At 76.2% G+C, this 12,389-nt stretch carries 11 protein-coding genes; 3 read left to right on the forward strand and 8 right to left on the reverse strand.

The annotated features are described in order from the left end of the window. The first annotated feature begins 81 nt into the window (after positions 1-81). The 3 genes from ACZ6PY_RS24960 (at position 82) to ACZ6PY_RS24970 (ending at position 3,448) form a co-directional block, all read left to right on the forward strand. Positions 82-1,713: a RecQ family ATP-dependent DNA helicase gene (locus tag ACZ6PY_RS24960; RefSeq protein ID WP_466075658.1), complete on the forward strand. Its 1,632-nt coding sequence runs from the start codon at positions 82-84 to the stop codon at positions 1,711-1,713. 66 nt (positions 1,714-1,779) lie between these two features. Beyond that, entirely contained in the window at positions 1,780-2,283 is a 504-nt protein-coding gene (locus ACZ6PY_RS24965) for a hypothetical protein (RefSeq protein WP_313721894.1), read from the forward strand. Positions 2,284-2,407: 124 nt separating this feature from the next. Beyond that, the gene (locus tag ACZ6PY_RS24970; protein ID WP_466075663.1) at positions 2,408-3,448 is read left to right on the forward strand and encodes a helix-turn-helix domain-containing protein; all 1,041 of its coding nucleotides are present in this window, start codon (positions 2,408-2,410) and stop codon (positions 3,446-3,448) included. Between the two features lie 187 nt (positions 3,449-3,635). On the opposite strand, the gene ACZ6PY_RS24975 is transcribed toward ACZ6PY_RS24970, so the two are convergent. Genes ACZ6PY_RS24975 through ACZ6PY_RS25010 form a run of 8 tightly spaced genes read right to left on the reverse strand, consistent with a single transcriptional unit; the run spans position 3,636 to position 12,342 of the window. Then, a complete protein-coding gene (locus ACZ6PY_RS24975) occupies positions 3,636-4,625 on the reverse strand; it encodes a DNA topoisomerase IB (protein WP_466075668.1) in 990 nt (329 codons plus the stop codon). Next, positions 4,609-5,580, reverse strand: coding sequence for a glycosyltransferase family 9 protein (locus ACZ6PY_RS24980; protein WP_466075673.1), 972 nt, complete (start codon positions 5,578-5,580; stop codon positions 4,609-4,611). Before ACZ6PY_RS24980 ends, ACZ6PY_RS24975 begins: the two co-directional genes overlap by 17 nt. Then, positions 5,577-6,278, reverse strand: coding sequence for an SDR family oxidoreductase (locus ACZ6PY_RS24985; RefSeq protein WP_466075676.1), 702 nt, complete (start codon positions 6,276-6,278; stop codon positions 5,577-5,579). Before ACZ6PY_RS24985 ends, ACZ6PY_RS24980 begins: the two co-directional genes overlap by 4 nt. Beyond that, complete coding sequence (locus ACZ6PY_RS24990; protein ID WP_466075679.1) at positions 6,275-7,753, reverse strand: PfkB family carbohydrate kinase; 1,479 nt, start codon at positions 7,751-7,753, stop codon at positions 6,275-6,277. The genes ACZ6PY_RS24985 and ACZ6PY_RS24990 overlap by 4 nt, the downstream gene beginning before the upstream one ends. Before the next feature lie 11 nt (positions 7,754-7,764). Then, positions 7,765-8,457 (reverse strand): D-sedoheptulose-7-phosphate isomerase, encoded by a 693-nt coding sequence (locus ACZ6PY_RS24995; protein ID WP_466075682.1) that lies wholly within the window; start codon positions 8,455-8,457, stop codon positions 7,765-7,767. Beyond that, positions 8,457-9,674 (reverse strand): glycosyltransferase, encoded by a 1,218-nt coding sequence (locus ACZ6PY_RS25000; RefSeq protein WP_466075685.1) that lies wholly within the window; start codon positions 9,672-9,674, stop codon positions 8,457-8,459. The genes ACZ6PY_RS24995 and ACZ6PY_RS25000 overlap by 1 nt, the downstream gene beginning before the upstream one ends. Then, a complete protein-coding gene (locus ACZ6PY_RS25005; RefSeq protein ID WP_466075688.1) occupies positions 9,659-10,633 on the reverse strand; it encodes a glycosyltransferase in 975 nt (324 codons plus the stop codon). Before ACZ6PY_RS25005 ends, ACZ6PY_RS25000 begins: the two co-directional genes overlap by 16 nt. After that, on the reverse strand, positions 10,630-12,342 hold the full coding sequence (locus ACZ6PY_RS25010) for an HAD-IIIA family hydrolase (RefSeq protein WP_466075691.1): 1,713 nt from the start codon (positions 12,340-12,342) through the stop codon (positions 10,630-10,632). Before ACZ6PY_RS25010 ends, ACZ6PY_RS25005 begins: the two co-directional genes overlap by 4 nt. Between the last annotated feature and the right edge of the window lie 47 nt (positions 12,343-12,389).

Below are 12,389 nucleotides of genomic sequence, written 5' to 3' on the forward strand. Positions count from 1 at the left end.
CTCACCGCCCGAGGGGTACGGATGTGGCGGTCGGCCCGGCGCGGTTTCGGCGGTGATCGCCAGGGGTACCTGCGGCCACTGATGAGACTGACCACGCACTCCACGACCCTGCGCCGCGCGGCCAAGAGCCTCTTCGGCTGGACCGCCCTCCGGCCCAACCAGCTGGCCGCCATGCGGGCGGTCATGAAGCGCCGCGACGCCCTGGTGGTGCTGCCCACCGGCGCCGGCAAGTCGGCGATCTACCAGATCCCGGCCAGCCTGATCCCCGGCCCCACGGTGGTCATCTCCCCGCTGCTCGCCCTCCAGCAGGACCAGATCGCCGCGCTGAACGAGCGGCAACGGCCCGAGCTGCGGGCGGTCCGGATCAGCTCCGACGAGAGCGCGGCCCAGCAGGCCGAGGCGATCGAGGAGATCCGGGCGGGTCGCGCCGAGTTCCTGTTCATCACTCCGGAGGCGCTGAGCAACCCGGAGCGGCTGGCCGAGGTCCGCGCGCTCAAGCCGGCGCTCGTGGCGATCGACGAGGCGCACTGCATCTCCGCCTGGGGGCACGACTTCCGCCCGGACTACCTGGCGCTCGGCCACCTCATCGAGGGCATCGGCCGGCCGCCGGTGGTGGCGCTGACCGCCACCGCCTCCCCGCCGGTGCGCGACGACATCGTGGCCCGGCTGCGGCTGCGCGACCCCGAGGTGGTGGTGTCCGGGCTGGACCGGCCCAACCTCTTCCTGGAGGTGGCGCACTGCCCCACCGACGACTACCGGTGGCGGCGGCTGCTCGCCCTGCTCCGCGACGACGAGCGGCCCGGCATCATCTACGTGCCGACCCGGCGGGCGGCCGAGGAGCTGGCCCAGCGGCTCACCGACGCCGGCTTCCCGGCGCAGTACTACCACGGCGGGATGCCGACCGGCGCGCGCAACGAGCTGCACGAGGCGTTCCTCGCCGACCAGGTGCCGATCATGGTGGCCACCTCGGCGTTCGGCATGGGCATCGACAAGCCGAACATCGCCTGGGTGGTGCACATGGCGCTGCCCGACTCGCCGGACAGCTACTTCCAGGAGATCGGCCGGGCGGGCCGGGACGGCGCGCCCGCCCGGGTGCTGCTGCTCTGGCGCGCCGAGGACGTCGGTCTCCAGCGCTACTTCAGCGGCGGCCTGCCCGACGAGAACGAGCTGGCCGAACTCGCCGCACTGCTGCGCAAGCAGCCCCGCACCAAGAAGGAGTTGCGCGAGCTGACCGGTCTCGGCCCGCGCAAGCTCGGCCAGTACCTGTCCCTGCTGGAGCAGGTGGGCGCCGCGGAGCCCCGGGCCCGGCAGCGGATCGCCGCCCCCCGGTACGCCCCGGCGGCCGCCGAGTCCGGCCGCGCCGCGCTGGCCGAGGCGGAGCGGCAGCAGACCGTGACCCGGTCGCGGACCGACATGATGCGCGCCTTCGCGGAGACCACGGGCTGCCGGGGGCAGGCGCTGCTGGCGTACTTCGGCGAGCAGATGAGCCAGGTCTGCGGGCACTGCGACAACTGCCACGCCGGCACGAGCGTCGCGTCCGACGGCGCGGTGGGGCCGTTTCCCGTGCACAGTCAGGTACGACACCCCGAGTGGGGCGCCGGCCTGGTGCTCAGCTACGAGGAGGACCGGATGACGGTGCTCTTCGACGAGGTGGGCTACAAGACGCTGTCCGTCCGCGTGGTGTCCGAACAGGGCCTGCTGGAGCTGGACTAGCCTGACCCGGGCGCCGCGGTGGCGGCGCCCGTCGACAACGACGACCACGGCGAAAGGGGCTTGATCGTGATCGAGCAGCCGGCGTACACCGGGTTCGGTTTCTCCGACGAGGAGTGGGGGCTGCTGGTCGGTCTGCCGCAGTCGGTCCTCGCGGCGGCCGCCGCGGCCGAGTCCGACGGCACCCGGCGCACCATGGCCGAGAACGCCGCCGGGCTGGAGACGATCGCGGCGGGCCGCGAGTCGGCCAGCCCGCTGGTGGCCGCCGTCGCCGGTGAGATCGTCTCCCGGGTGGGCGACCCGGAGGCCGGTGAGGAACTGCCGGTCATCACCCCCGACGACCCCCAGGCGATGATCGAGGACGTGCTCGGCCGGGCCGGGCAGGCGTCGGTGCTGCTGTCGGCCAGGATCGACGAGGGGCAGGCGGGCGCCTACCGGCACTGGCTCGTGGAGATCGCCGAGCAGGTCGTCGGCGCCGCGTCCACCGGCGGCATCCTGGGCCTCGGCGGCGACGTGGTGAGCGACTCGGAGCGGCGTTTCCGGGACCGGCTCGCCACCGTGCTCAACGACTGACCGTCCTTCTAGCAGAACATTTGACGTCCGTCAATGACGGATACGTCACGCCCCCACGGGTGCCAACTACCGGCCCCGTGGGGCGTCCTGCTTATGAGGGCTGGACGAACCACGGGGGTCGGGCATGGACACGGAACTGAGGCGGCAGGTCTTCGACACGGAACAGGTGCCCACCGCCGACCGCTTCGGGCTGTGGCTGGACATGCTCGCCAGCACGCCCGGGCTCATGCGGGTGCGCACCGAGCACGCCGACAACTTCGTCGCCCGGTCGGAGTTCCTCGACCTGGGCCGGATCCAGCTCGTCCGCCACCGCTACCCACCGCTGGACGGGATCCGGACCCGGAAGCTCATCCAACGCTCCGACGCGGACTACTACGTGCTCGCGCTGACCCTCGCCGGCACCGGTGTCGCGGACCAGGACGGGCAGCGCGGCGTCTGCCCCGCCGGCGACTTCACCTTCTACGACTGTGCCCGGCCACAGGAGTTGAGCCACCACGGCGACGACGGGGACCAGGCCGTCAGCTCGATCGTGGCCTTCATCCCGTACGAGGCGCTGCCGCTGGCGAACCACCAGCTCGCCCCCCTGTTCGCCGGGCGGATGTCCGGCGCCGAGGGGATCGGCTCCCTGCTGGCCGACTACCTCATCCGGCTCACCGGCCATCCCGAGCAGTACCACGCGGCGGACGCGGAGCGGCTGGGCGCCGTCGGGCTCGACCTGATCTCCACCATGCTGGGCCGGCACCTGGTCTCCGAGGACGCGGTGCCCACCGAGGTACGCCGCCGGGCCCTGCTGGCCCAGGTGCGCTCGCACGTCCGCCAGCACCTCGGCGACACCGCGCTGAGCCCGCAGTCGATCGCCGACGCGCACCACGTGTCGGTCCGGTCGCTGCACCGGCTGTTCGAGGTCGAGGAGACCACGGTGGCGGCGTACATCCGGGACGAGCGGCTGGAGCGGTGCCGCCGGGACCTCGCCGAGCCGGCGCTCGCCGACCGGCCGATCCAGCTCGTCGCCGGCCGCTGGGGCTTCCGCGACAAGGCCCACTTCAGCCGGGCGTTCCGGGCCGCGTACGGGGAGACCCCGCAGGCCTACCGGGCGCGCCACCTGGATCGGGCACGGATCGTCAACACGGCGGCGTCCGTAGTCAACTCCGGCCGGACATACTGAGTGCGGGCCGGCGGCCGGGCGACCGGCACGGCCCACTGGTATCGGGGGGCCGTGGCGAGGCGCCCGCGACGGTTCCGTCGCGGGCGGCCGCCCGGTGGCGGCACCCCGGGGGCGAGCACCGGCCGTCGGCGGCCACACCGGTTTCCGGCCCCGTCGTTCTTCCCCCCAGGACCGACGGCGGGGCCGGTCAACCCGCCTCCTCCTCGAGCAGCACCAGGACGGCCTTCTCCACGGCCTCGCGCGGCATGTCCGGCTGCACCGGGGCCAGCACCCCGTCGTGATAAAGGTCGACGATCCGAGGGTCCACGTAGGACGTGCGGGCCACGGTGGGGGTGTTGCCGAGCAGCTCGGCGACCGAGCGCATCACCGCCGCCACCGCCCGCCGGCGGGCCGTCGTGGAGCGCTGCGGGCCGGCCGTGGACAGCTCGGTGGCGGCCAGCACGGTGGCGTGCCAGGTGCGGAAGTCCTTGGCGGTCATCTCCCCGCCGCTGGCCTCGCGCAGGTAGTCGTTGACCTCGTCGCTGCGCACGTCCCGCCAGGTCCGGCCGTCCCAGTAGCCGAACAGGCGCTCTTCGGCCCGCCGCCGGCGGCGCAGGTTGGTCAGCACCCGGCACAGCTCCGGGTCCTCGATCCGGCGGACCTGCTCGATGCCGCCCTTCGCCGGGAACTCGAAGACCACGCAGCCGCCGCGCGAGCGGGCGTGCTCGGGTCGCAGGGTGGAGACGCCGAAGGTCGCGTCCTCACCGGTGGCGTACTGGTCGCTGCCGACCCGGAACATGCCCATGTCGAGCAGGCGGGCGACGGTGGCCAGGATCCGTTCCCGCCGCAGGCCGCGCAGCGCCAGGTCGTGCTCGACCCGGTCGCGCAGCACGGGCAGCCGGTGGGCCACCTCCAGCACGTGGTCGAACTTGGCCTCGTCCCGCTTCTCCCGCCACTTCGGGTGGTAGAGGTACTGCTTGCGCCCGGCCGCGTCGATCCCGGTGGCCTGGATGTGCCCGTTCGGGTGCGGCGAGATCCACACGTCCTGCCAGGCCGGCGGGATGACCAGCTCGCGCAGCCGGGCCAGCTCGCCGGGGTCGCGCACCGGCTCGCCCTTCGCGTCGACGAAGAGCCAGCCCTTGCCGCGCCGCCGGCGTCCGTACCCCGGCCCGCCCGGATCACTACGCCGCAGTCGCACCGGAGACCCGCACCGCCCGTTCCGCCTCGTCCACGGCGGCCACCACCTCGTCGACCTCGATGGCCGCCAACGTCGGGTGGGTTCCTACCCCACCGGAACCGGCCCAATCCCGGTCCATCCCATGGTGGGGCGTGAACCCGAGCACCCGGTGCCGGGGCCGGTCGGGCGGCGGGCCCCAGTGCGCCGGCGGCACCGGCCCGAAGAGGACCACCGAGGCGGTGCCGTAGCCGGTGGCCAGGTGCGCGATGCCGGTGTCCCCGCTGACCACCAGCCGGGCTCCGGCCACCAGCGCGGCCAGCTCGGCCAGGCCGGTCCGGCCGGCGAGCACCGCGTCCGGGGGCAGCCCCGCGTCCCGGGCCACCCGGGCGGCCAGGTCCCGCTCGTCGGTCGACCCGGTGAGCACCACGCGGTGTCCCCCGGCGGTGAGGATCCGGGCCAGCGCGGCGAAGCGGCCCGCCGGCCAGCGCTTCGCGGGGATCTTGCTGCCGGGGTGCAGCACGGTGGCCCCGGCCGGGTCGGCGGCGGAGGGCGGGCGGCGCAGCGCCAGGTCGCCGGGGTCGGCCGGGAGGCCGTACCAGTGCAGCAGCCGGCACCAGCGGCGCACCTCGTGCTCGTCGTCGTCCCAGGCCGGGCCGGTGAGGTGCCCGGCCTCGGCGTTGCGGTGGGCGAGCAGCCGGCCCGGCCGGGCGGCGGCGAGCATCCGGTGCGAACCCGGCCCCCGCCCGTGCAGGTTCACCGCCACCTCCGGCGGCGGGCCGGGCCACGCCGGCCGGTCGGCCAGCCCGGTGGTGGGCAGCACCCGGTCGACCGCCCCGGTCAGCGCGGCCAGCGGCGCCAGCCAGGCCGGCGCGGCCAGCACCAGCTCCCGGCCCGGGAGGCCGGCGCGCAGACCGCGCAGCGCCGGGACCGCGGTGGCCAGATCGCCGACCCCGAGCGCCCGCAGCACCAGGATCACGGGTACGACGACTCCTGCTGCGCGCAGACCACCATCTCGCGTACGGCGCAGCCGGCCGGCTGGGAGAGGGCGAACATCACCGCGGCGGCGGTGTCGGCGGGCTCGTTGAGCACCGCGTCCGGCCCGGGGCGGTACTGGGCGTCCCGCTCGTCGAAGAAGGCGGTGCGCATGCCGCCGGGGATGAGCAGCGTGACCCCGACCGTGCCGGCCAGCTCGGCGGCGAGCGCCCGGGTGAAGCCGACCACCCCGAACTTCGCCGCGCAGTACGCGGTCGCGTCGCTGACCGCCTTCACCCCGAGCGTGGAGGCGACCGTGACGACATTGCCCCGGGACGCCTCCAGGTAGGGCAGTGCGGCCCGGATCACCGCGACGGTGGCGAGCAGGTCCACCGTGACGATCCGCTCCCAGGTCTCCGCCGGCACGTCGACGAGCTTGCCCGGCACGTCCATGCCGGCCGCCGTGACCACGGCGTCCAGCCCGCCGGAGCGTTCCGCGAGGTCCCGGGTGGCGGCCTCGGCGGCCCGGGTGTCGGCCAGGTCGCACTCCACCCAGGGCACCCCGTCGGCGGGCCGCTGCCGGTCCAGCACCAGGGGCCGGCCGCCGGCCCGGGCCACGGCGGCGACCACCGCCGCGCCGAGCCCGCTCGACCCGCCGGTGACCAGGACGGTGGTACCGGCCCCGGGTGGACTGCCGCTCATCGTGCTCCCTCCGCCGTGGACCGGACGACCGTCTCCCGGGCGGGCCCGGAGGCCGCCGCGGGCCGGCCGCGCCCGGCCCGGGCCGCCGCGATCATGTCGGTGGTGGACCGCCCGTCCAGGTACGGCACGACCACCGTGTGCCCGCCCCAGCGGGCGAGGATCTCCGCCTCGGGAAGGGTCTCCGCGCCGCCGCCGCTGGCGTAGTCGCCGCCCTTGACCCAGATGTCCGGGCGCAGCCAGGACAGCGCCGCACGCGGGGTGGGCTCGTCGAAGATGAGCACGGCGTCGACGCAGCCCAGCGCGGCGAGCAGCCGGCCCCGGTCACCCTGCGGCACGACCGGCCGCTCCGGCCCCTTCAGCCCGGCCACGCTGGCGTCGGAGTTCAGGCAGACCACGAGGCAGTCGCCGAGCTGCCGGGCCGCCTGGAGGGTCGCCACGTGCCCGGCGTGCAGCAGGTCGAAGCAGCCGCCGGTGGCCACCACCGTGCCGCCGGCCGCGCGTACCCGGGACACCACCTCGCCGGCCGCGGCGGCGCCGATCCGGTCCCCGCCGCCGACCACCAGCGCCGGGGCGGCGGTCCGCACCGGGGCGGGCAGCGCGGTGGCCACTCCCCCGTCGGCCACGTACGCGGATGCCTCGGCCACCGCCTCCTGCACCGCCTCGGAGACCAGCGCGCCCCCGGCCAGGGCCAGGGTGGCTGCCGCGGCGAACCGGTCGCCCGCGCCGCAGGTGTCCCCCTCGGCGGCCGGGGCGGGCACCACCAGCGGGGTGGAGCCGGCGTGGCAGAGCAGCGCACCGTCCCCGCCCAGGGTCACCGCCACGGCGCCGGCCTGCCAGCGCCGGCGCAGCGCCTGGGCGCCCCGGGACGCGGTGACCAGCCGGGACGCGCCCGGTGGCGCCTTGGCCAGCTCCCGTGCCTCGGACTCGTTGGGGGTGGCCAGGCTCACCCCGGGAACCGCGGCCGGGCCGCGCGGGTGCGGGTCCCAGACCACCGGCGCCCGGGTCGCGGCGAGCGCGGCACGCAGGGCGGGATGCCGGGCGACCCCCCGCCCGTAGTCGCTGACCAGCACGGCGGAGGCGGAGGCGAGCAGGCGCAGCACGGCCTCGCTCGGCTCGCCCGGCTCGCCGGCCGGCCCGCCCCGGTCGTGGCGCAGCAGCACCCGGCCGCGGGCCCGCAGCCGGATCTTCTCCGGCGTGGCCCCGGCCAGCGGCAGCGCGTACAGCTGCACGCCGGCGGCGGCGAGCAGGGTACCCAGCCGCGCCCCGCCCGCGTCGTCGGCGACCGCGGTGACCAGTGCGACCTCGGCGCCCTGCGCGGCGGCGAAGACGGCGGCGAGGCCGGCGCCGCCGGGGCGGTCGACGTGCGTGGTCTCCTCCAGCACCGGCACCGGGGAGTCCGGGCAGAGCCGGTTCACCACCCCCTCCACGTCCCGGTCCAGCAGGGTGTCACCGAGCACCACCACGGGTCCCGTCATGCTCGACCTCCTCATCGGGCCTGCACCTTCCCGTCCGGGCCGTCGCCGAGCACCACCTCGACGCCGGTGCGCACCGTGTCGGCCGGCGTCGTGCCCGCCGCGCGGGCGGCGAGCGCCGCCGGCAGCGCCCGGTCGACGTACTCGCAGAGCACGTGGGTGGCGACCAGGTGCAGTTCCTGGACCACCTGGCTGTCCGGCGAGTCGATGGCGAGGGTCTCGTGGCACTGCTCGGCGAGTGGGTTGGGGGCGGGGCCGGTGAAGGCCCAGCAGCGTAGGCCGGTGTCGTGTGCGGCGTGGGCGGCGGTGAGGAGGTTGGTGCTGGTGCCGCTGGTGGACATGAGCAGGAGGATGTCGTCGGGTCGGCCGTGGGCGCGGACCTGGCGGGCGAAGACCTCGTCGTAGCCGTAGTCGTTGCCGATGGCGGTGAGGGCGGAGGTTTCGGCGTGCAGGGCGATGGCGGAGAGGGGTTCGCGGTCGTCGCGGAGTTTGCCGACGAGTTCGGCGGTGAGGTGTTGGGCCTCGGCGGCGCTGCCGCCGTTGCCGGCCACCAGCAGCCGGCCGCCGGAGGCCAGCCGGTGCGCCAGCTCCCCGCCCCAGCGGGCCAGCAGCAGCTCGGCGTCGCGCAGCGGCAGCAGCGCGGCGGCCAGCCGGGTCAGGTGGTCCTCCAGGACCGTTCCGCCGGCGGCCGGCGTGGCCGGCGCCATCAGGCGACCACCCGGGTGGGCCGGCGCACGGTGGCCACCTCGGCGTACAGCTCGGCGAGCCGCTCGGCCGTGGTCGACCAGGAGTAGCGGGTGCGGGCCCGCTCCAGGGCCGCGGTGGCGTAGGCGAACCGGCGGATCCGGTCGCCGAGCAGCCCGCGGATCGCCGCGCCGAGGGCCGCCGGGTCGCGGGCGGGCACCAGGTCGCCGGTCCGGCCGGGCACCACCGTGTCGATCAGCCCGCCGACGGCGGTGCCGATCACGGGTACGCCGCACGCCATCGCCTCCAGCGGGGTGAGCCCGAACGGCTCGTACCAGGGGGCGGCCACCAGCACGTCCGCCGACCGGTACCAGCGCCCCATCTCCTCCCGGGGCACCGCCCCGATCAGCTTCACCCGGTCGGCGATCCCGAGGGACGCGGCGAGCGCCCGCAGCCGCAGCGCGTACGGGTCGGTCTCCAGCAGACCGGCCGGCGGGCCGCCGACCACCACGCACTCGGCGTCCGGCACCAGCGCGGTGGCCCGGACGACGTCCTGGAAGCCCTTGCGCTCGACCAGCCGCCCCACGGTGAGGATCCGGGGCCGGGTCCCGTCCCGGTCGGCGACCGGACCGAGCGGCGCGAAGGTGGACAGGTTCACCCCGGACGGCACGACGGTCATCCGGGACCGGGGCACCCCCATCCGGACCAGCTCGGCGACCTCGTCCTGGCACTGGGCGACCACCCGGTCGACGGAGCGGCCCAGCCGGCGCTCGTGCGCGACCCGGCCCGGCGGGCTGGTGTCCTGCGCGCCCTGGTGCCGGCGCTTGACCGTGCCGAGCGCGTGGAACGTCTGCACCACCGGCACCCCGGTGCGCCGCGCGGCGGCCAGCCCGGCCAGCCCGCTCATCCAGAAGTGCGCGTGCACCACCTCGGGCTGCCAGTCGCCGGTGCGCCACCGCTCGGCCAGCCACTCCCCGAACGCCGGCATGTACGGCAGCAGGTCGTCCTTCGCCACCGGCTCGGCCGGCCCGGCGGGCACGTGCACCACCTCGTACCCGTCCGGGGCGCGGACCGACACGGGCAGGTCCACCGCGTCGAGCCGGGTGTACACCCGGACGTCGTGGCCGGCGGCCGCGAGCGCGGCGGAGAGCTCCGCGACATGCGTGTTCTGGCCGCCGGCGTCCTCCCCGCCGAGGACGGCGAGCGGGCTGGCGTGCTCCGAGATCATCGCGATGCGCATACTTCCTCCTCCAGCAGCCGGTCCCAGTCGGCGAGGAAACGCTCCAGGCCGTAGCGGTCGCGGGCGGCGGTCCGGGCGGCGGCGCCCGCCCGGCGGGCCGCCGCCGGGTCGTCCAGCAGGCCCCGGGCCGCGTCGACAAGCGTGTCGACCCGGGTGGAGAGGGCGCCGGCGGCCGGCGGGACCGCCTCCACGGCCTCGGTGGTGGCCAGCGCGACCACCGGCATGCCCATGGTCATGGCCTCGACGAGGCTCAACCCGAGCGAGGTCCACCGGCACAGGTGCAGGTACGCCCGCCGCTTCGCCAGCTCGGCGTGCATGGCGTGCTGGGGCACGTCGTCGTGGCTGGTCAGCCGGTCCGGGGGCAGGCCCAGGTGCTCGGCGAGCCCGGCCACCTTCATGCCGTAGACGTCCAGCGGTGCGAGGTCGGCGAAGCGGGCCAGCAGGTCGGTGCCGGTGACCCGCCAGCGGCGGACCGGCTCGTTGATGACCACGGCGAGGCGGTCCAGCTCGCCGGTCCACTCGACGGCCGGCGCCACCACCCCGTGCTCGACGACGGCGGTGCGGGTGCCCCCGTTGTCCCAGAACAGCTCGTTGAAGTGGGTCACGTGGGTGAGCAGCAGGTCGTCCCGGTCGGCCATCGGGTGGCGGGTGTTCGGCACGTCGCCCTTCGGGGTGTTGTGCTCGACGTAGATCGCCGGCACGTCCCGGCCGACGCGCCGGCCCAGCCACTCGCAGGCCAGGTCGAACTCCTCGGGCCGCTGGAGCAGCACGGCGTCCACGTCGGCGCGGCGCAGCTCGGCCGGGGTCACCTCGACGGCGCTGTCCGGCCACGGGTAGGTCCGTGCCCGGCCCAGCCCGTACGGGTCCCGCTCCGGGGTGACCGGCACGAGGTAGCGGTGCTTCCCGTGCACGAACGACGTGGTCCACGACCCGTGCACGTGCCACACCAGGACGTTCATGCGACCACCCCGCCCGGGGCGGTGACCAGCGGCTCCGGCGCGTCGGCGGGCACCCCGAGCAGCCGCAGCGCCTCCAGCACCCGGCCCGGTTCGACGGCCGAGAGGCAGGGGTGGCCCGGGATCGGGCAGCGCGTGGCCCGGGTGTCCCGGCAGGCCGCCCCGGCGTCGCCGAGCCGGACGGTGGGCACCCGGTAGGGCCCCCACTGCCCGAACGGGACGGTCGGGGCGAAGAGGCTGACCACCGGCACGCCGAGTGCCGCCGCGAGGTGCGCCGGCCCGGTGTTGCCGACCACCAGCGCGCCGGCCCGGGCGACCACCGCGGCCAGTTCGTCGAGGCCGGTGCGCCCGCCCAGGTCGAGACCGCCCGCGGCGGCGACCTGCGCGGTCAGCTCCCGCTCGTCGGGCCCGCCGGTGACGACCACCCGGTAGCCGGCCGCGCTGAGCACCCGGACGATGCGGGTGGCCAGCTCGAAGGGACAGGCCCGGGTCTCCGCGGAGGAGCCCGGGTGCAGCACCACGTAGCCCGGCTCGCCGGCCGCCGGCGCGGGCGGCAGCCGGTCGGCGCGCAGCCGCAGTCCCGGTTCGTCGCCGGCGGGCAGCGCGAAGCCGGCCGCCGCGGCCAGCGACAGGGCCCGCTCCGGTTCGGGCACCCCGACGGGCACGCGGTGCCGCACGTCGAGCAGGGACCCGGGGTAGTCGTCGCTGATCGCGCTGATCCGCGGGACCCCGGCCATCCGCAGCAGCAGGGCGAGGGGGAGCGCCGACTGGTGGAAGGAGGTGAAGACGACCGCCTCCTCCGCCCCGACCGCCGCGAGCCGGTCGACCAGGGTCCGCATCCCGGCCGGTTCGAGCGGCGGGGCCGGGGCGTCGATCCACGGCAGCGGCCACTCGATGATCTCGTCGACGCCGGGCAGCAGCTCCGCCGCCGCCCGGCCGCGTGGCCCGCAGAGCAGCACCACCCGTTCCGCCCCGGCCGCGACGGCGCGGATTCCGGGGCCGGTGACCAGTACATCGCCGGCCGCGTCGCTGCGCGCCACCAGCACGGTGCCCCGCCGGGGCGCCGGCTCCGGCGCGGCCACCAGTCGCATCCGGCCGAGGATGGTGCCCACGGCGTCCGGCAGGTCGGCGGCGACGGTCGGCGCGGCGGCCACCTCGGCGGCCCGCGTGGCCGGGGTGGGCACCATGATGCCGGCCGCTCCGGCCGCCGCGGCGGCGGCCATGTCGGCGCCGATGTCGCCGACCAGGACGCACCGGGCTGGTGTGGTGCCGAGCGCCCGGGCCGCGGCGTGCACCAGCCCGGGCGCCGGTTTGCGGCAGGCGCAGCGGTCCGGCTCGCCGTGCGGGCAGATCTGCCAGCAGTCGAAGGGGCCGAGCAGGTGCTCCACCCGGGCGTTCACCCGGCGCAGGTCGTCGGCGGTGAAGCAGCCCCGGGCCAGGCCGGACTGGTTGGTCACCACCGCCAGGCGCAGCCCGGCCGCGCGCAGCCGGTCCAGCGCCTCCCGGGCGCCGGGCACCGGCCGGACCTTCTCCGGGTCGCCGTTGTAGGGCACGTCCTCGATCAGCGTGCCGTCCCGGTCCAGCAGCACCGCGTCGTACAGGCCGGACGGGAACCGGCCAGCACCCGGGTCAACCCGGGCTGACCTGCACTGATCCCGCTCGTGGTCCCGTCGCACGGGCGGCGGGTTCCCGACCCCCCGAGGAGTAAACATCAACTTCGGCGGAGCAGACCCCGCCGGCGCCGTACGCCGGCCCGCAC

This window comes from Micromonospora sp. NPDC048907 (assembly GCF_055586885.1).